18 protein-coding genes, 1 tRNA gene and 2 pseudogenes are annotated in these 18,982 nt (G+C 28.1%); 13 read left to right on the plus strand and 8 right to left on the minus strand.

The genetic code is table 11. From position 1 onward, the window contains the following. Positions 1 to 43: 43 nt before the first annotated feature. Positions 44 to 1,213 (plus strand): IS256 family transposase, encoded by a 1,170-nt coding sequence (locus AC4KN9_RS01725; protein ID WP_491017918.1) that lies wholly within the window; start codon positions 44 to 46, stop codon positions 1,211 to 1,213. Between the two features lie 647 nt (positions 1,214 to 1,860). On the opposite strand, the gene AC4KN9_RS01730 is transcribed toward AC4KN9_RS01725, so the two are convergent. The 3 genes from AC4KN9_RS01730 to AC4KN9_RS01740 form a co-directional block, all read right to left on the minus strand. After that, entirely contained in the window at positions 1,861 to 3,276 is a 1,416-nt protein-coding gene (locus AC4KN9_RS01730) for a cation:dicarboxylate symporter family transporter (protein ID WP_491016954.1), read from the minus strand. A 159-nt stretch (positions 3,277 to 3,435) separates the two neighbouring features. Then, positions 3,436 to 3,804, minus strand: coding sequence for a Rid family detoxifying hydrolase (locus AC4KN9_RS01735; protein WP_491016955.1), 369 nt, complete (start codon positions 3,802 to 3,804; stop codon positions 3,436 to 3,438). A 17-nt stretch (positions 3,805 to 3,821) separates the two neighbouring features. Further along, positions 3,822 to 5,024 (minus strand): MalY/PatB family protein, encoded by a 1,203-nt coding sequence (locus AC4KN9_RS01740; protein WP_491016956.1) that lies wholly within the window; start codon positions 5,022 to 5,024, stop codon positions 3,822 to 3,824. 198 nt (positions 5,025 to 5,222) lie between these two features. On the opposite strand from AC4KN9_RS01740, the gene AC4KN9_RS01745 reads away from it, so the two are divergent. Together AC4KN9_RS01745 and AC4KN9_RS01750 are read left to right on the plus strand one after the other, a co-directional pair. Beyond that, a complete protein-coding gene (locus tag AC4KN9_RS01745) occupies positions 5,223 to 5,891 on the plus strand; it encodes a helix-turn-helix transcriptional regulator (protein ID WP_491016957.1) in 669 nt (222 codons plus the stop codon). A 68-nt stretch (positions 5,892 to 5,959) separates the two neighbouring features. Next, positions 5,960 to 6,130 (plus strand): annotated as a pseudogene (locus AC4KN9_RS01750) (epoxyqueuosine reductase QueH); the annotation flags it as partial. A gap of 186 nt (positions 6,131 to 6,316) precedes the next feature. Here the strand turns inward: AC4KN9_RS01750 and AC4KN9_RS01755 are convergent. Then, positions 6,317 to 6,775, minus strand: a complete 459-nt coding sequence (locus AC4KN9_RS01755) for a hypothetical protein (RefSeq protein WP_491016958.1) — start codon at positions 6,773 to 6,775, stop codon at positions 6,317 to 6,319. 8 nt (positions 6,776 to 6,783) lie between these two features. Then, positions 6,784 to 7,701 (minus strand): polysaccharide deacetylase family protein, encoded by a 918-nt coding sequence (locus tag AC4KN9_RS01760; protein ID WP_491016959.1) that lies wholly within the window; start codon positions 7,699 to 7,701, stop codon positions 6,784 to 6,786. Positions 7,702 to 7,835: 134 nt separating this feature from the next. On the opposite strand from AC4KN9_RS01760, the gene AC4KN9_RS01765 reads away from it, so the two are divergent. The 4 genes from AC4KN9_RS01765 to AC4KN9_RS01780 all read left to right on the plus strand — a co-directional run bounded on the left by AC4KN9_RS01765 (position 7,836) and on the right by AC4KN9_RS01780 (position 10,085). After that, positions 7,836 to 8,873, plus strand: a complete 1,038-nt coding sequence (locus tag AC4KN9_RS01765) for a helicase HerA-like domain-containing protein (RefSeq protein ID WP_491016960.1) — start codon at positions 7,836 to 7,838, stop codon at positions 8,871 to 8,873. A gap of 31 nt (positions 8,874 to 8,904) precedes the next feature. Further along, positions 8,905 to 9,279, plus strand: a complete 375-nt coding sequence (locus AC4KN9_RS01770; protein ID WP_491017919.1) for a helicase HerA-like domain-containing protein — start codon at positions 8,905 to 8,907, stop codon at positions 9,277 to 9,279. A 56-nt stretch (positions 9,280 to 9,335) separates the two neighbouring features. After that, positions 9,336 to 9,539 (plus strand): hypothetical protein, encoded by a 204-nt coding sequence (locus tag AC4KN9_RS01775; RefSeq protein WP_491016961.1) that lies wholly within the window; start codon positions 9,336 to 9,338, stop codon positions 9,537 to 9,539. Between the two features lie 84 nt (positions 9,540 to 9,623). Then, positions 9,624 to 10,085: a hypothetical protein gene (locus tag AC4KN9_RS01780; protein WP_491016962.1), complete on the plus strand. Its 462-nt coding sequence runs from the start codon at positions 9,624 to 9,626 to the stop codon at positions 10,083 to 10,085. 243 nt (positions 10,086 to 10,328) lie between these two features. Here the strand turns inward: AC4KN9_RS01780 and AC4KN9_RS01785 are convergent, their stop codons facing one another. Continuing rightward, the gene (locus AC4KN9_RS01785; protein ID WP_491016963.1) at positions 10,329 to 10,754 is read right to left on the minus strand and encodes a deoxycytidylate deaminase; all 426 of its coding nucleotides are present in this window, start codon (positions 10,752 to 10,754) and stop codon (positions 10,329 to 10,331) included. A 113-nt stretch (positions 10,755 to 10,867) separates the two neighbouring features. Between AC4KN9_RS01785 and AC4KN9_RS01790 the strand changes: the two genes are divergently transcribed. From AC4KN9_RS01790 to rho, 4 genes and pseudogenes are all read left to right on the plus strand, one after another. After that, the gene (locus AC4KN9_RS01790) at positions 10,868 to 12,076 is read left to right on the plus strand and encodes a glycogen/starch/alpha-glucan phosphorylase (RefSeq protein ID WP_491016964.1); all 1,209 of its coding nucleotides are present in this window, start codon (positions 10,868 to 10,870) and stop codon (positions 12,074 to 12,076) included. Between the two features lie 29 nt (positions 12,077 to 12,105). Continuing rightward, positions 12,106 to 13,248: a glycogen/starch/alpha-glucan family phosphorylase gene (glgP, locus tag AC4KN9_RS01795; RefSeq protein ID WP_491016965.1), complete on the plus strand. Its 1,143-nt coding sequence runs from the start codon at positions 12,106 to 12,108 to the stop codon at positions 13,246 to 13,248. 59 nt (positions 13,249 to 13,307) lie between these two features. After that, positions 13,308 to 14,175 (plus strand): annotated as a pseudogene (gene fba / locus AC4KN9_RS01800) (class II fructose-1,6-bisphosphate aldolase). Positions 14,176 to 14,230: 55 nt separating this feature from the next. Next, complete coding sequence (gene rho / locus AC4KN9_RS01805; RefSeq protein WP_491016966.1) at positions 14,231 to 15,583, plus strand: transcription termination factor Rho; 1,353 nt, start codon at positions 14,231 to 14,233, stop codon at positions 15,581 to 15,583. A gap of 309 nt (positions 15,584 to 15,892) precedes the next feature. On the opposite strand, the gene AC4KN9_RS01810 is transcribed toward rho, so the two are convergent. Further along, a complete protein-coding gene (locus AC4KN9_RS01810; RefSeq protein ID WP_491016967.1) occupies positions 15,893 to 16,540 on the minus strand; it encodes an HAD family hydrolase in 648 nt (215 codons plus the stop codon). 85 nt (positions 16,541 to 16,625) lie between these two features. On the opposite strand from AC4KN9_RS01810, the gene AC4KN9_RS01815 reads away from it, so the two are divergent. Then, positions 16,626 to 17,780 carry an AI-2E family transporter gene (locus AC4KN9_RS01815; protein ID WP_491016968.1) on the plus strand — a complete coding sequence of 385 codons (1,155 nt, stop codon included), beginning with the start codon at positions 16,626 to 16,628 and terminating at the stop codon, positions 17,778 to 17,780. 8 nt (positions 17,781 to 17,788) lie between these two features. Further along, entirely contained in the window at positions 17,789 to 18,838 is a 1,050-nt protein-coding gene (locus tag AC4KN9_RS01820) for a rod shape-determining protein (RefSeq protein WP_491016969.1), read from the plus strand. 4 nt (positions 18,839 to 18,842) lie between these two features. Here the strand turns inward: AC4KN9_RS01820 and AC4KN9_RS01825 are convergent. Further along, a tRNA-Thr gene (locus tag AC4KN9_RS01825) sits at positions 18,843 to 18,918 on the minus strand. Positions 18,919 to 18,982 lie beyond the last annotated feature (64 nt).

Genomic DNA, 18,982 nt, shown 5'->3' on the forward strand with positions numbered 1-18,982 from the left:
GCCAAGAAAAAGACCAGAAACAAGACTAAATAAAATAACTAAAATGTTACTAGAAGAATATCAACCAGAAACTGCTCAGGATTTACAAAATGCACTTAAAGACCTTTTAGGTGATGCAATAGAACAAATGCTTAAATCTGAACTTGATGAGCATCTAGACTATGAATATGGACAAGCTCCACTATCACTAAACACTAGAAATGGATCAAGTAAAAAGACTGTTAAATCTTCATATGGAAATATAAATCTTAATATTCCAAGAGATAGATATGCTTCATTTGAACCACAAGTACTTAAAAAATATGAAAAAGACATATCAAATATAGAGAATCAAATAATATCAATGTATGCTAAAGGTATGACTACTAGAGACATATCAGCTCATATTAAAGAAATTTATGGTTTTGGATTATCAGAAACTATGGTAAGTAAAATAACTAACAAGATACTTCCAACAATAGAAGAGTGGCAAAACAGACCACTAGATAAAGTCTATCCAATGGTGTTTTTAGATGCAATCCACTATCATGTTAGAGAAAATAATATTGTAGTTAAAAAAGCTGTTTACATAGCTTTAGGATACAATTTAGAAGGCTTTAAGGAAATACTTGGTATGTGGGTTGGAGAAAATGAATCAAGTAAATATTGGCTTTTAGTATTAAATCAATTAAAAGAACGTGGGCTAGAAGATGTATTAATCTTCTCAACAGACAATCTAGCAGGATTTACTCAAGCAATAGAAGCAGTCTATCCAAAAGCAGAAATACAAAAATGTATAATACATCAAATAAGAAACTCTACTAAATATGTATCATACAAAGATATTAGAGAGTTGATGAAGGACTTAAAGTCAATATACAAAGCACCTACAGAAGATTTAGCACTAACCAATTTAGATGTATTTGAAGATAAGTGGGGTAAGAAATATCCTACATGTGTATCTTCATGGAGAAATAATTGGGCTGAATTATCAACATATTTTAAGTATCCTGAAGGTATTAGAAAGATGATATACACAACAAATGCTATGGAAAACTTTAATAGACAGTTAAGAAAAGTAACTAAAAATAAAGCAATATTTCCAAATGATTATGCATTACAAAAAAGTCTTTATCTAGCTATGGCAGATGCTTCAGCTAAGTGGACTAGTAGAATAATAGGTTGGGATAAGGTGTTATCACAATTATCAATATATTTTGAAGGGAGGATATAATAAAAAAATAGAAAGCAATAGTAAAAAATATCTGCAAATTTTTAACAAAATTTGACAGTGTATTAATAATGTGTAAAATTAAGTTAAGCTTCATTTCTTAAGAAATGAATATCTATTGATACAAAAAATGTATCAACCCATACCCTTTAATATCAGGAAATAGGTTGATACACAAAATTATTTACAGACCCGTGATTGCTTATTTTCTTTCCTATTTTAACTTGATATAAACTTTGTTTATTTACTAATTCAATGTTTTGGCTTCGCAAAAAATATTGAATTCTTCCTCTGTTAGTTTTCCGTCTGATACTTCCCAAAGTTCATCATGAAGTCTATCGCACATTTTATTGATGTTACAGCTATGTATAAAAAGTTAATAGAGGATTCAACCATAACTCTCCCTTTTTGATATACACATATTTTCGTACTATGAAAGATGAGTCAAGACGATGGATATCTATTATTATAAAATTAATCAAGTTAAAAAGGCTAAGAACATCTCTGTTCTTAACCTTTTCTCTTGCGACCTAAAGTCTCTCTAAATCAGTTTTTCTAAAATCCCTAATTCAATGAGCCTTTTAGTTAGTTTTTTTAGTTCTAACTTTTTAGGGTCAGTTCATATTTTTTAATATTATCCATATAATGTATTAGTCATCATTTTTTGAAGTTATTTCTGAATTGAATTTATTCATATCCATATTACCTTCCCAACGGTCTACAATAACCGCACATACCATTGAACCACATACATTCAACATTGTACGTCCCATGTCAACAATTGGATCAATTCCAAATACGGCACCGATACTATCAATTGCACCGCCTAATCCTATACCATTTAATGTAACTGTGGCAGCTACTGTTGCAGTTCCAGGTACACCGGCTATTCCAATTGAACCAATAGTTACAACAGTTACTAACAATACTAAGAATGATATGTCTATTGTTACGCCGGTTGCAGAAGCAACTAAAACTCCAAGCATTGCGGGGAATACACCAGCACAACCATTCATACCAATTGTTGTACCTAATGTTCCGATAAAGTTAGCAGTTTGATTTGATACCCCCATTTCATTTTCTAATGTTGAAAGTGTATATGGTAATGTACCAACACTTGAACGTGATGAAAATGCAAATAATAATGTTGTAAATGCTTTTTTATAAAATTGAATAGGATTTACACCAAATGCTAGTAAAAGTACAACATAAACCAATAACATAACAATTACAGATGTGTATAATGCAGCAATAAAGCCAATCATACCAATAATTGAATTTATCCCATTTGAAACTATTGTATTTGCAACTAAAGCAACTACACCATAAGGCATAAATTTAATTATATTTGTTAAAACACTTGTTACAGCAACTTTTGCTGAATCAAGAAAATCCTTAAAGGGTTTTATTTTTTCTGGTTTCTTATTTGATAAGAAACGTAAGGCTGAAGCAAATAAAGCAGCAATTATAACTACTGATACAATACTACTATTTGTAGACATTACCTGAAAAATATTATTTGGTATTAGTTTTAGGAAAAATTGAGGGAAACTTTGAGAAGCTATATTTTTCATTGACTCAGCTTTTCCTGATGTTAACTCTGCTGCAAAACCAGAAGCATTTAAATTATATATATTTACGACAACTATGGATACTATAGCAGCTATAGCTGTTGTTCCTAAAAGTGTTAAAAATGATTTCCATGTTAAAGATTTAATGCTATCGCCTTTAATATTAGTCATTACTTCTATAATTGATAAAAATACTACCGGTACAGCAAGTAATTGAACAAGTTTTAAGAATCCACTACCTACAAGGGAATACCATGTAGATATTTCTGTGCGTGCAAATTCTTTGTATAATGTATTTGTAGAACCTAAAAAATCTAATCCAATTCCTAAAATTAAACCTATAACAAGAGAAACTATCATTCTTTTTGCAAATGAAACTTTCTTATTTTTTAATGTCTTAAGCAATAATATACTTGCTACTAATAGTATTATAGCTATTACTGTATAATAGTTACTGATTTTTAAAAAACCAGTAAAAAAATTGTTATTTATCATAAATTTTCTCCTTATTTATAATTACAGTTGTTGTTTTTATATTAAATTCTTTTTCAATTTTTAAATTTTCAAATTTTTCACATAAAACTATCTTAATACCTTTTTCTTCTAACAATTTATAAATGTAATCAGAAAATTCTGAATCAAATGGCCTGTTAATTATTTATTTTTAATTTCAGCTATGACTTCTATTTCAACTAGAGCCCCCATTGGTAAAGCGGAAACTTCAAAAGCAGATCTCGCAGGGTATGGAGATTTAAATTTTGTTCCGTAAATTTCATTCATAGCAGAAAAATTATTTATATCACTTAAAAAAACTGTTGTTTTTCTTATATCTGAAAAATCTAATCCTTCTGATATTAAAATTGCTTCTATATTATCTAATGATTGTTTAGTTTGTTCTTCAATTGTATTTACGACAATTTTCCCTTCGTCAGGATTTATTGGTAATTGCCCTGAGATGAATACTAAATTGTCAACTTTTATATGTGTTGAGTATGGACCGATTGCTTTGGGTATTTTTTTCATTTCTTTTCCTTTCATTTTTAATTTTTTTTGTCTAAAAATTCTTTTAATCTATATAAAGCTTTTTTAACTTTTTCTCTAGATGTTCCTATATTAATTCTTACAAATGATTTTGAAATTTCTCCAAATGAACTCCCTTCTTGTACTAAGATTCCTTTAGAATGTGCTAATTTTTTTGTAAATTCATCACCATCCATCCCTGTTTTAGATACATCAATCCAAAGTAAATAAGATGATTCCATATCCATCAATTTTAATTGCGGACAATTTTCGTGGATGAAATTTTTAGAATATATGTAATTTTCAATTATATATTTATAGCATTGATTTAACCAATCTTCACCTTCATCGGTATAGGATGAAACTATGCCTGCTATTCCAAATACATTTGGTTCATCTATATGATTGCGTTGAAATTGGTTACATAATTTTTGTTTAATTTCATCAGAAGGAATAATAGAATAGCTTGTCTTTAATCCAGCAAAATTAAATCCTTTATTTGCAGAATTTAAGAATATTAAGTTATTACGATATTTTTCATCAAGACTTAAAGTTGAATAGAATGAACCTTTATGTATATAATCAGAATGAACTTCATCTGCAACTAAAATTACTCCATGCCTATAACAAATTTCTGCAACTCTAGTAACTTCTGCTTTACTCCATATTCTACCTGAAGGGTTATGAGGTGAGCAAAATATATATATTTTTGGTTTATTTTGCTTTATTTGATTTTCAAGTAGTTCAAAATCAATTTGATATCTATTATTACTATCAATGTATAAATTATTTTCTATAATTTTTACATTATTATTAATAGCACATTCTCTGAATGGATTATATACAGGAGAATTTATAATAATGCTATCATTTTTATCTTTGCAAAATGCTTGTACAATATTATAAAGTGTGGAAACTACTCCATAATTTAATGTTATTGATTCTTTTTTTATTTTATAATTAGTTTTTCTTTCATTCCAATTAATAACAGAATCAAAAAAATCATCATAACAATAAATATATCCAAAAGTTTTATTATTCACTAATTCCTTAAACCGATTCAAAATTGGCTGTGCTAACTCGAAATCCATGTCAGCAATCCACATAGAAATGTAATCGTCAGGAATATTTCCGAATCTTTCAATAGCTTTTTTTCGACACCATTTTTTTGAATAATCATGATCACGATTTGCTAATGTGTCAAAGTTATATATCTTTGTCATTATTTTCTCCTTTGCTATTTGATAAAAAAATTATATCATCTTAAAAAAAATGAGTCAAGAAAAAATTATTATTATAATAATTTTTTTTTATAATAAACAATACGATATAATTGTATTATTTATTACTAGGTTGTATAATACATATATATTGTAAAAGGTAGTTTAGTAGGGATATTGAATATAATTTAGGAGTGAGTAATGAGTGAAGATGTGAAAGAATTTTTAAAGAGATATGTGCCGCTTGTTGATTTCATCGCTGAAATTGTCGGTAAAAATAGTGAAGTGGTATTACATGACTTAACAAATCTTAATTCATCTGTAATAGCTATAAGAAATAACCATATAACAAATAGAAAGGTTGGGGCTCCAGCAACAGATTTAGTCTTAAAAATACTAAAAGATACTGAAATGAAAAAAAAAGATTATATAACTAATTATAAGGGTATCAGTAAAAACATCGCTAAAACATTGAAATCTTCTACATTTTTTATAAGATATGAAGAAGAAATAGTTGGTATGCTTTGTGTAAATACGGATGTAACAGCTTTCTATAATGCTAAAGAAGGCCTAGAAAAATTATTTTCTTTCTATATTAATGAATCAACTTTAGATTTAGAAGAAAATGAATCTGAAAATTTTGCATCTTCTATGGAAGAGATATCTGAACAAATAATATCAGAAGTAACAGGTTCTATAGGTGTTGGAGTTGAATATCTTAAATCAGATGATAAAATCGAAATAATTGATAGATTAAATGATAAAGGTTTTTTCTTATTAAAGGGCTCAGTTCAGGAAATTGCAAAATCATTAAACATTTCTGAACCCACTGTTTACAGATATATTCAAATTATTAAGTCCAAACGATAAATATTAATAGATAGTATAAAAAATTAAATATGAGTGAGTTACAAATGCAAAAAATTAATTATCAACTTAAATTAGAACAAAAATATGATGTGAAATATTTATATGCTGATTTCAAGAAAAAAAATGGATTTAAGCTATCTTTAGAACTTTGTAATAAATTTGATATATATAGACAAGATTATTGTGGGTGTGTTTTTTCGTTGAAAGAAGCAATGATAGAAGAAAACAAAAAGAATTAGAAGAGAAAAAACTAATGGAGGAGCTAAAAGAAGATATTAAGGGAATAAATGCATAATTGCTTTTTTGTGATGTATTTTACTATAGATTAATGTTATTTAAAATATAAGAAATCCTCATAACTAGATTAATTTTTATCTAATTATGAGGATTTTTACATAAAATATTAAATAATATTATTATCTTTATTAATGTTTCTTTAAATCTTGTAGATAGGTGTGAGGATCTTTTATATAAATAAAATCTCCTACTTTTACTCCCTTACCAGGACTACCTTCGACCCAATGTTCATGATCATCATGCTCTACAAGAAATCTATCTTTTTCAATTTTAAGTACTTTAACCTTAATATCTGGTTTATTTGATTTAAATTGATGTATCTTTGGTGGTCTTTGAGAAAAGTCTATTAGAAAATATTGATCCTTCACCACCATAGTCATATATCCATCAGTTTTAGCTAAACTTAAGGCTTGACCAGTAATTTTTTCTATATTTTTATCTCCAAAAGTATCAGAAATTATCTTTTTAGCTTCTTCATCTGATATTTTTTTTATACTTTTATTATTTCTGAAAAAAAAGCTATATAGAATAAACATTACTATTAAAAAGATAATAATAATAGATTTATTTCTAAAAAATTTATTCAAAACTACTCCTACTCAATAACTCCAAACTCATATCCTTCAGATTTGATGTGGTCGATTAAATCTGGTAAAGCTTTTGCTGTTAAATCTTTACCCTGAGCATCATGCATTAGTACTACGATAACTTTATCATGTGGTATATATGTTCTAGATTTATCAAAATTTTTGATAACTTCATTTACATTGGTTGGTCTTGCAATATCGTTTGCTCCCACTTTTTTAGGTTGTGCATCACCATTCATTGTGTTCCAATCAATCCATTCAGCTCCAGCATCTCTTAAAGCTTTATCAGCTTTTTTCAAAGAATCTTGATTCCAAGACATGTGACCACCAGGATATCTAAAAGCTCCTGTATTGAAGTCTTTTCCTAAATATGTTCTAATCTTTTCCATTGTCTTCTTTTGTTCTTTAACTAGCGTATCAGCGTTTGCTTTTCTTCCAGGATATAGTGTTTGATAATCATGAGTATATGAATGTGTTGCTACAGCATGACCTTCATTATAAATTCTTTTTAGAACTTCTCCACTTGTTTCGTTAATAAACTTACCAACTACAAAGAATGTAGCTTTTACATTTTTTTCTTTTAGAGTATCTAGTACTTGAGGTGTAATTGATGTATTCGGACCATCATCAAATGTAAGAAATGCAATTTTTTTATCACCTTTATAACTACCAGTCATCATTTCTTTAATTTCTGCTGCTTTATAGGAAATTTTAGCAGTCCCATTGTGACTTTTTCCTGTTACTTTTGATGATGTTTCATTTTCAGTTTTAGTTTCCTCTTTAGTTTCCTGTTTAGTTTCATTTTTTGATTCTATTTTAGTTTCATTTTTTGATTCAATTTCTTTAGCAGTATCTTTAGGAGAATTTTTTCCACAAGCTACTAAAAATAAAGATAAAGAAAGAATTAATAATAATTTTTTTTTCATATATTTCCTCCGATATTTATTTAATTATTTTATCATTTTACCTTTTTTTTTTCAAATAGTATAACAATATTGTAATTAATACACTTATTAGACTATAATATAAATAGAAAATATTATAAAAGGTAGGTCAAAGTATGACGAAATTGGTACTGGGTAAAGAAGCAGAACTATATACATCAAAATTAAATAGACATGGATTTATTGCTGGTGCAACAGGGTCAGGCAAAACAGTTACATTAAAAGTTATTACTGAACAACTGTCAAAAGCGGGAATACCAGTTTTTTTATCAGATATAAAAGGGGATTTATCAAGTCTTACTCAAAAAGGAAATATTGATGAAAATATAGCAAAAAGAATAAATGAGATAGGGCTTGAAAGTTATGAAAACAGAAAATTTGATGTTGAATTTTTTGATGTTTTTGGAGAAAAAGGAATCCCATTAAGAACAACAATTTCAGAAATGGGGCCAATCCTTTTGTCGAAAATATTAGGTTTAAATGAAAATCAAGAGGGTATATTAAATATAGTTTTTAAGATATCAGATGAAAGACAACTCTTATTAATTGATATTAAAGATTTAAGAGCGATGCTAAATTTTGTTTCAGAAAACAGAAAAGAATTGTCCACTATGTATGGTAATATATCAACTGCATCTGTTGGAGCTATTTTAAGATTTATATTAGTATTAGAGCAACAAGGAGGAGATATATTTTTTGGTGAGCCAGATTTTGATATAAAAGATTTTTTTAGACTAAACTCTAATGGTGAAGGGATTATTAACATCTTAAATTCTGAAAAATTAATAACAAAGCCAAGACTTTATGTCACATTTATGTTGTGGCTACTATCTGAAATGTATGAAAATTTACCTGAGATTGGAGATACTGAAAAACCCAAAATAGTATTTTTCTTTGATGAAGCACATTTGATTTTTGAAAATAATGATCATACTTTAACTAAAAAAATTGAATCAATCGTAAGATTAATAAGATCAAAAGGAGTGGGAATATTTTTTGTTAGTCAAAAAGCGACAGATTTACCAGACGATGTACTCTCACAGTTAAGCACAAAAATTCAACACTCATTAAGTGCATATACACCAAACGAGCAGAAAGCTGTGAAAGCTATATCTGCAGCATTCAGACAGGAAACAAAGTCTCGATTTATTTGATGAAATCTTAAACTTAAAAGTTGGAGAGGCTATTTTTTCTACATTGTCAGAAGATTCAAAACCAACTTATGCAATAAAAACATTGATATCACCACCAGAATCTAAAATAGGTAATATAGAGTATAGTGAAATATTACCCTTAATTAATTCTTCAAATTTATATGAAAAATATGCAGAGTATATTGATAATGAATCAGCTTTTGAAATACTGGAAAAAGAAAAAGAGCTAAGATATATAGAGGAAGAAAAACATAAAGAAGAAATTCTTAAAACTAAAGAAAAAGAACAATCGAGAAGATCAAATCGTATGACTATGTTTGAAAGATTTGCAGGAAATATAGTCAGTTCTATTGGTAGAACAATTGGAAGAGAAATTACAAGAGGCATATTTGGTACAAGAAAATAATTAGGTTTTGTAAAAAATAAAATAGTGAATTAAAATATAAATAAAAAAGAGGTATTATGAAAAAGTTAAAATATATATTTTTTTTAATTTTATCGCTACTACTAATTGTGGCGTGTGAAAATAAAAAAGAAAAAGAAGAATCGAAAAGTGAAGTAGATAAGAGTATAAGTGCAAATAATTTTGATGAAGTTATAAAGGACGGAGGCTTTTATTTTAATAATAAGGGGAAAGTAGTTCCGGTTAGAGAAGTTAAAGATTAAAAGATTTTAGAATGGTATTCAGAGCCAAGATGTCGACATTGCCACACTTTAGAGCAACAGGTTAAAGACTATCTGCTTGAAATTATGGGAGACAATACTTTAATAAAGTATAACCCAATTTCATTTATAGGTAGAAAAAAAGATGATCCAAGTCATGTGACATATTCAGATGATTTATCAGGCTTAATGTTAGCTATTGCTAAAAATGACCCCAATATTGCATATCCATTTATGAAAGAAGTCCAGACAGAAATCTACGCTACATTAAATTATGAAAATTCAAGTAGATTAAAAGCTTTTGAAGATACTTATAAAAAACTAGGTGGTAAAAAATGGGATGAAATTAATAAGGATTTAAAGGAAGCAACTAAAATAGTTTTTGAAAACACCCAATCACTACCATCAAATGAAAAAGTTAAATCGAAAACTAAAACTGGTATAATTGAAACGCCATTACTATTTTTACAAAATGAGGACAAAGCATTTGATTATGTTAACGCCTCATCAACTGAAATTAAGAAAGCGTTAGAAGAAAGATTAAAATAGAAAATGTTAAAATAAGATATCTTATTTTATATTTAAAACTATATAATATTTTATGTATATAAACCTTCTGATTAGAGATAAAAAGCTAATCAGAAGGTGTTTTTATGCCTAAAAAAAGCATAAAAACAAAATATCTCTAAAATGACATAAAAAGTTTAAATTTTTTACTAAAATATTAAGTATATTAAACAGTAAAATAATTGCTGAGAATAAATTTTATCTCAAGTATTAATACACAATTCATCAAAAATCCATTTGTATAAATTCTATTCCATTATTTTCCAACAACTCAATTGCATATTCATCTATTCTATAACCTTCTAAATAGTATATTTTAGAAATCCCAGCTTGAATTAAAGCTTTTGTACAATTTAAGCAAGGGAAATGAGTTACATAACAAACACTACCTTTTACTGAAATCCCCTCTTTTGCACAATATAAAAGAGCGTTCATTTCCGCATGTATAGTTCTGATACAATGGTTATCTCTCATTTTATGACCAATGTCATGACAATGTGGATCTCCTGCTATTGAACCATTATATCCAGTAGAAACAATTCTATTATCTTTATTTATTAAAACACAACCTACAAATGCTCTATCACAAGTACTTCTTGTTGCTACGGTTTTTGTAATTTCCATAAAATATTCATTCCAATTAGTTCTCATAAATACTCCTTTTCTTATATTTTAACATAATTTCATATAAAATTAACAAACTTAATTTACTAATATCAATCTTATGGTATAATAGAAATGTTATGTTAAACTTTGGAGGTAAAATGAAAGAATTTAATAGAAAAATATTTTTAGAAAATTTTAAGTCGAATATAGTAAAAGAGTATGCTAAGAGTTATGATGAAGCATCTAGATATGAAAAATATCATGCATTATCTAAAACAATTATGGATATAATTTCCGAAAATTGGGTTAAGACAAATAAAGAGAATAAAGAATTAAGAAACGCTTATTATTTATCTGCTGAATTTTTAATTGGTAGATCATTAGGTAACAACTTATTAAACTTAGGAATTTTTGATCAAGTAAAAGACATCTTAAAAGAACTTGAAATAGATTTTGATGAAATAGAAGACGAAGAAGAAGATGCTGCACTTGGTAATGGTGGACTAGGAAGATTAGCTGCTTGTTTTATGGAATCAGGTGCTACAGAAGGATTGAGACTACACGGATATGGAGTTAGATATTCACAAGGTATATTCCAACAAAGATTTGAAAATGGATTCCAAGTTGAAGAAGGGGATTCATGGACTGAAGACGGAGATTTCTGGTCAATAAGAAAGGAAAGTGAATCTCAAATTGTAAAATTTAGAGATTTTGCCGTGAAAGCGGTTCCATACGACGTTCCAATCGTTGGTTTTGAAAATGGAGTAGTGAATACATTAAGATTATGGCAATCCGAAGCACTTGAATATGGCGGATTTGATTTTACAGAATTTAATGAATTTAAGTATGAACAATCAGTAAGTGAAAAAAATAGAGCTGAGGATATTACAAGGGTTCTATACCCAAATGATAATATTAGAGCTGGTAAGTTTTTAAGATTAGTTCAACAATATTTCTTTGTATCAGCTTCTATGCAAGAAGTTATTAAGAAATACAAAAAATTACATCCTGAAGATAAAAACTTCTCACAATTCCATAAATATTATATATTCCAGCTAAATGATACGCATCCAGTTATTGCGATTCCTGAATTAGTAAGAATATTATTGGATGAAGAGAATCTATCATGGGAAGATGCATTTAATTTGGCACAAAATGTATTTGCATTTACAAACCATACTGTGTTACAAGAAGCACTGGAAAAATGGGACCTAGATTTAATTCACGAAGTTTCTCCAAGATGTGTTGATATCATAAAAGAAATTGATAAGAGATTAATTGAAAAGCTAAATAAAGAAGGTTATAACCATACAGAAATAGATAATTATAGAATTGTTAGAGGAAATTTAGTGGAAATGGCCTTTTAGCAACATATGTTTCTAAAAGTATAAATGGTGTGGCAGAAATTCATACTGAAATTTTGAAAAAAGATACATTAAATCAATGGTATAAGTTATTCCCAGAAAAATTCAATAATAAAACAAATGGTGTAACACCAAGAAGATGGTTACAATATTCAAATCCACAATTAACAAAATATTTTGATGAATTATTAGGAAGTGAAGATTGGAAACATGATTTAACTAAACTAAAAGGTCTAGAAAAATTCAAAGATGACGATGAAGTCTTAGATAAAATTAATGAAATCAAGCATGAGAAAAAAGTTGAATTAGCAAAATATATAAAAAAATATGAAAATATTGAAATAAATCCAGATTCAATTTTTGATATTCAAATTAAAAGATTACATGAGTACAAGAGACAGTTATTAAATGCGTTGCATATCTTGCACTTATATTACAAAATAAAAGAAAATCAAGATCTAGATGTGCATCCAAGAACATTTATATTTGGTGCAAAAGCAGCCCCAGGTTACTTTAGAGCAAAAGGTATTATTAAACTAATAAATGAATTAGCTAAATTAATAAATAATGATCCTGAAGTAAATAGTAAGTTAAAAGTAGTATTTGTACAAAATTATAGAGTTTCTTATGCGGAAAAATTATTCCCAGCTGCAGATGTATCCGAACAAATTTCAACAGCAGGAAAGGAAGCATCTGGTACAGGAAATATGAAATTTATGATGAATTCTACTGTAACATTAGGTACACTTGATGGTGCGAATGTTGAAATATTTAGAGAAGCTGGATTGGAAAATAATTATTTATTTGGTAGAACTGAAGATGAAATCAGAGAATTATCAGAAACATATGATGCTAAAAAAATCTACGAAAATGATGAAGAAGTTAAAAAAGTAGTAGATGCTTTAATTGATGAAGAAAATATTACAGATAATGGAACTAATCATTTTAGAGATATATATAATTCATTAGTTGATCCTAAAGATGGTAATAGAGCTGATGTATACTATGTACTTGAAGACTTTAAGGCATATGTAAAAGCACAAGAAAAGATTGATAGCGACTTTAGAAACAGAAGAGAATGGGCAAGAAAAGGCTTGATTAATTCTGCTAATAGTGGTATGTTTTCATCAGATAGAACTATTTTACAATATGCAGAAGATATTTGGGATATATAATTGTTAAAATAAAAATAAAGATATATAATATAAGTAACTTAAAAATATAGGAGGAAAATATGCCATTAGTAGAAGCAGGCGAAATGTTAAGAAAAGCATTAGAAGGAAAATATGCAGTAGGACAATTCAATATCAACAACTTAGAATGGACAAAGTCTATTTTAGAAGCATGTGAAGAAGAAAAATCACCAGTTATTTTAGGTGTTTCTGAAGGTGCTGGTAAATATATGGGTGGTTTTAATACTGTAGTAGGTATGGTATCAGGATTAGTAAAAGATTTAAATATCACAGTACCTGTAGCGATTCACTTAGATCATGGTTCATTCCAAGGAGCACAAGATGCTATTGAAGCTGGATTCACATCTGTAATGTTTGATGGTTCACACTACGATTTAGAAGAAAATCTAGATAAAACTAGAAAAATTGTTGAATTAGCTCATTCAAAAGGTATCTCAGTAGAAGCTGAAGTTGGATCAATTGGTGGTGAAGAAGATGGAGTTATTGGTACAGGTGAAGTTGCAGACCCTCAAGAATGTAAACAATTAGTAGACTGTGGTATAGATTTCCTAGCGGCTGGTATCGGTAATATTCACGGTGCTTACCCTGAAAATTGGGAAGGTTTGAATCTATTAGTTTTAGAAGAAATTCAAAAAACCGTTGGAGAAATCCCAATGGTATTACACGGTGGTACAGGAATACCTGCTAAAATGGTACAAGACGCTATTAAATTAGGTGTTTCAAAAGTTAATGTAAATACAGAATTACAGTGGGCTTTTGCAGAAGAAGTAAGAAAATATATTGAAGCTGGCAGTGATAAAATGGGTAAAGGATTCGAATCCAAGAAAAATATTAAATTTACCTTCACAAGCAATCAAAAATAAAGTAAAAGAAAAAATTGAAATTTTTGGTTCAGCAAATAAAGCATAGTATAAGAATATTATAAGGGGCTTTTTAGCCCCTTTTATTTGTATAAAGGAGAAATATGCAATTAGAAAAGTTAGGTAGTAAGACTCTTAGTGAATTGAGAGAGATAGCGAAAGAGTTAAATATAAAATCGATCACTACATATAAAAAAAATGAATTAATTAATGTAATAAAAGCTAGCATAAAAGAAAAAAAATCTGACAATCAAAATTCAAAAAATAAATCTAATAATCAAGAATCTTTAATTCAAAACTCAAGTGACGAAAACAATCAAAATAAAGAAACAGTAGAAATAGAGGGAATATTAGAGGTTTTAAGTGATGGATATGGTTTTATTAGAACTGATAAATTCACATCTGGTGATAATGATGTTTTTGTTTCGCCTATTCAAATTAGAAGGTTTAAGCTAAAGACAGGAGATTATGTTAAAGGTTTGATAAGGCCTAAACAGGATTCTGAAAATTTTCCGCCATTAATCTATGTGTTACAAATAAATGGTCATGGTCCAGAAAATGCAAATAAAAGAGCAGATTTTGAAGAATTAAAACCAATATATCCAACTAATAAATTAAATATTGAAGATTGTATATCAAATAGGATAATTTCACTAGCTGCCCCAATTGGTAAAGGACAAAGAGGTTTAATTGTATCTCCACCTAAAACAGGAAAAACTACAATAATAAAATCCCTTGCAAACGCTATTGAAAAAAATCATCCAGAAGTTAAGATTTTTATTCTTTTAATAGATGAAAGACCAGAAGAAGTTACAGATATTGAGAGATCAGTAAATAAATATACTAAGGGTAGAGATAAATTATTAAAAACGGAAATAATAGCATCTACATTTGACGAACAAGTAGAAAATCATGCTCGACTATCAGAATTAACTTTAGAAAGAGCTAAAAGATTTGTAGAAGAAGGAAAAGATGTAGTAATATTGTTGGATTCTATAACTAGAATGGCAAGGGCTTACAATATCTTGACTCCTTCATCAGGCAAAACTCTTTCAGGAGGTCTATATCCTATAGCATTATATAAACCAAAAAGATTTTTTGGAGCTGCTAGAAATATAGAGGAAGGTGGTTCATTAACTATTGTAGCTACATGCCTTGTAGATACTGGTTCAAGAATGGATGACATGATTTTTGAAGAGTTTAAGGGAACTGGTAATATGGAATTAAATCTTGATAGAACATTAGCGGAACTTAGAATATTCCCAGCTATAGATATTGTAAAATCAGGAACTAGACGTGACGATTTATTATTAACAGAAAAAGAAAGAAAAGCTTTTGATAAAATTCGTAGAATGAATAGAGATACTAGATCAGATCAGTCATTGCCACAGCTTATTAAATTATTTAAAAATAGTAAAGACAATGAAGATTTAATTAATACTATTAAAAATATTTAATAATTAAAAGCTTTGAAAAACTCAGTAAAAATTCTAATATTCAGAGATATATTCATTAAAATATTTTTTAGATATTAAATTTATGTTCATAAACAAAAAGAAAAAGAAAAAAACCTGAAAACGTTGACAAAATATAAAAACTTTAGTATTATATTAATGTAAGAGATAAATATTAGAACTGGCACAAATTATTTATTTTTTCATCATAATTAACTCCGAAAAAGGTTATTGCAAGATATATAGTTTTGTAATAACTTTTTTGTTTTGAATAAAAAACCACTATAAGCTTACTACTTATAGTGGGAATGTTTAAGATAACATTTCTTTATTTATTTCACTAAAATCATTTATATAGAAATCAGCAACTTCTTTTAGTTCAATCTGTTTATTTTCAATTTCATCAAATACAGCAATAGTTCTAAAACCTAATTCCTTAGCCAATTTACAAGCGTATAATGCATCATCAAAGAAAATGATATCGTGATAATCAGTATTTAATTCTATAGCTAATTTCTTAAAATATTGTATATCATGTTTATAGTATCCAAGTCTATCGGGAGTATAAATATATTTTATATACTCATCTAAACCGTTTGATTTTATAGCTATAGGAGCAAAAGTACTATCTGTTGCTGTTGCGATGTACATCTTATATCCTTGATCATATAGTTTTTTTAAGGTTTCTTTTACATGATTTTTAACTAAATCATCTTGAGTATAAAAATCTTCCATATGATTATAGAGTAATCTTAATGCTTTCCCCTTATCATAGTTTTTAAATATTTCTTCTGACATAGAATAGCAATAATTAACCATTTCACTTTCGTTAGTTTCCATTGGTTCTAAATTATCAATTAAATGCACTTTATTAGCGATAATTTTTGAAATATTTTTCCACATCCACATTGTATCTAATAATGTACCATCCATATCAAAAACAATTATCTTTTTTTTCATAAACACCTCCATGCACTTAAAATTATACAATAAATTAATAATCTTCATCAAATTATTATGATATAATTATAAAAGTGAGGTGTATATGAAATTTACAGAAGACGAAAAAAGAGATATAAGAAAAAAATTAACTATAATAATATTTGGTGTATTATTCGTATATTCAGTTTTTAATTTCGATATGGTTGTTAAAATATTTTCAAATATTGCTACAATTGTTAGACCGATAATTTTTGGCTGTATAGTAGCTTTCGTTGCAAATATGATTATGAATCAATATGAAAAAATTTTTAATTTTTTGACTAAAAAAAATACAAAAACCACTAGATTAATATCAATGATACTAGCCTTTTTAACATTGCTATCAATTATTGTATTCGTATTTTCTGTTGTAGTCCCAGAATTTATAAATTCAGTAGTGAGCATGCTGTATCAATTGCCTTTGTTGATTCAACAATCAATAATTAATTTGAGAGAAAATGCATGGTTTGAAGAGTTTGCTAAGAATATTGAGAAATTTATAAATTCTATGCAAGTTGGGAATTTAATAAATAGGGGGATTGAAATTATTAGAGCACAAGGTGCGAGTGTTTTTAGTGGTACATTATATTTTGTTGGTCAAATATTCTCAAGTTTTTTTGAAGCTTTTTTAGCAATGTCAATATCCGTATATATAGTTTCAGGCAAAAATAGACTTGCTAGAAATTCCAAAAAAGTACTTTATTCCGTTTTATCTGAAAACATTGCTGATAAATTAATAAAAATAATAAGACTATTATATAGAAATTTTTATAATTTTTTTGTAGGACAATCTTTAGAAGCGATATTTTTAGGCACAATGGTATTTTTAGGCGCTTATCTATTAGGGTCTCCATATGCCTTAATGCTGGGAGTGACTTCTGGTGTACTTAATTTTATACCATTTTTTGGAGCTTTGGCTGGAGCGATTATTTCTACAATACTAATTATGATTACCAATCCTACAAAAGGCTTAATATTTTTAGTATATATATTGATTGTGCAGCAATTAGATGGTAACTATCTTTATCCACATTTAGTAGGTTCAAAAATGGGGATTCCCTCATTTTGGATTTTGATAGCACTTTCAATGGGAGGTGCCTTAATGGGGATAATAGGTATGGTTATTTCTATACCTATTACTGCCACAATTTATGTATTAACTAGAGAATTTACAAATAAAAAATTAAGTGAAAAAAATATAGATATTGATAATAAATAGGAGTTATAATGAATTTTAGAAAAAGAATAGCAATAGATCTAGGGACAACTTCTGTACAAGTATTCACTAGACCAAAAGGTGTAATAATAGATGAACCCTCTATAGTAGCGATAGATAGATTTTCTAATAAAGTATTGGCAGTTGGTGCTGAAGCAAAAAAAATGCTTGGAAGAACACCTGGGCATATTATTGCAGTAAAACCATTAGTAGATGGAGTTATAAATGACTATGAAGCTACAGAAAGGATGTTAAGACACTTTATAAAGAAAACTATAAATAAATCATTTATAAGACCAGATTTGATTATATGTGTATCTACAGGGTCAACACAAGTACAAAAAAGAGCTGTAAAACAAGCAGGAATCAAAGCTGGAGCGAATGAGGTTCATTTGATTGAAGAACCTTTGGCAGCAGCTATTGGAAGTGGTATTAATATGGAAGATGCGAGAGGTTCCATTATAGTAAATATTGGAGGTGGTACAACAGATATAGCTGTAATATCAAAAGGTGAAATTGTAGTTGCAGAATCTTTAAGAATTGCTGGTAATGATTGTGATAGAGCAATTATTGATTATGTCAGAAAAAATATAAATACTATAATAGGCGAGAAGACGGCAGAGGAAATTAAACACTCTGTTGGAACAACTCTTTCTAAGCAAGATAGTTACCAGGCAAAAGGCAGAAATCTACAAAATGGATTGCCATCAGAAATTATGTTTACTACGAGAGATTTTGATTTAGCATTAGAAAATATAAAACATGAAATTAGTAGTGCAGTGCAAAGAGTTTTATCCGTAACGCCTCCGGAATTAGTTGCAGATATATTTGAAGATGGTGCGATAATGACTGGTGGGGGATCTTTAATTAGAGGTTTGAAGGAAAAAATTGAAGAAATCACAAAATTAAAAATAGAGATTGCCGAAGACCCTATTCATGCAGTTATAAGAGGTACAGGTAAATCACTAAATTGGATGAATAGATTAGAAAAAATTGAAAATTCAAAATTAGAATTAACCAGAAGAATAGTTGAAAATAACGAAAAATTAAGACGTAGATAAAAAATGGTGCTCCTTGCCGGAATTGAACCAGCGACCTCTACCTTACCATGGTATTGCTCTACCGACTGAGCTAAAGGAGCAGATAAAGATATTATATAATAATTATAATAAATGTCAAATTAAAGTAATAAAAAAATAAAAAAC

This window comes from Helcococcus sp. SA-HE-C1 (genome assembly GCF_985670335.1).

Coding starts and splice junctions, on each gene's coding strand:
- AC4KN9_RS01725 (WP_491017918.1), top strand. CDS start 44: ATGTTACTAGAAGAATATCAACCAGAAACTGCTCAGGATTTACAAAAT.
- AC4KN9_RS01730 (WP_491016954.1), bottom strand. CDS start 3,276: ATGATAAATAACAATTTTTTTACTGGTTTTTTAAAAATCAGTAACTAT.
- AC4KN9_RS01735 (WP_491016955.1), bottom strand. CDS start 3,804: ATGAAAAAAATACCCAAAGCAATCGGTCCATACTCAACACATATAAAA.
- AC4KN9_RS01740 (WP_491016956.1), bottom strand. CDS start 5,024: ATGACAAAGATATATAACTTTGACACATTAGCAAATCGTGATCATGAT.
- AC4KN9_RS01745 (WP_491016957.1), top strand. CDS start 5,223: ATGAGTGAAGATGTGAAAGAATTTTTAAAGAGATATGTGCCGCTTGTT.
- AC4KN9_RS01760 (WP_491016959.1), bottom strand. CDS start 7,701: ATGAAAAAAAAATTATTATTAATTCTTTCTTTATCTTTATTTTTAGTA.
- AC4KN9_RS01765 (WP_491016960.1), top strand. CDS start 7,836: ATGACGAAATTGGTACTGGGTAAAGAAGCAGAACTATATACATCAAAA.
- AC4KN9_RS01775 (WP_491016961.1), top strand. CDS start 9,336: ATGAAAAAGTTAAAATATATATTTTTTTTAATTTTATCGCTACTACTA.
- AC4KN9_RS01780 (WP_491016962.1), top strand. CDS start 9,624: ATGGGAGACAATACTTTAATAAAGTATAACCCAATTTCATTTATAGGT.
- AC4KN9_RS01785 (WP_491016963.1), bottom strand. CDS start 10,754: ATGAGAACTAATTGGAATGAATATTTTATGGAAATTACAAAAACCGTA.
- AC4KN9_RS01790 (WP_491016964.1), top strand. CDS start 10,868: ATGAAAGAATTTAATAGAAAAATATTTTTAGAAAATTTTAAGTCGAAT.
- rho (WP_491016966.1), top strand. CDS start 14,231: ATGCAATTAGAAAAGTTAGGTAGTAAGACTCTTAGTGAATTGAGAGAG.
- AC4KN9_RS01810 (WP_491016967.1), bottom strand. CDS start 16,540: ATGAAAAAAAAGATAATTGTTTTTGATATGGATGGTACATTATTAGAT.
- AC4KN9_RS01815 (WP_491016968.1), top strand. CDS start 16,626: ATGAAATTTACAGAAGACGAAAAAAGAGATATAAGAAAAAAATTAACT.
- AC4KN9_RS01820 (WP_491016969.1), top strand. CDS start 17,789: ATGAATTTTAGAAAAAGAATAGCAATAGATCTAGGGACAACTTCTGTA.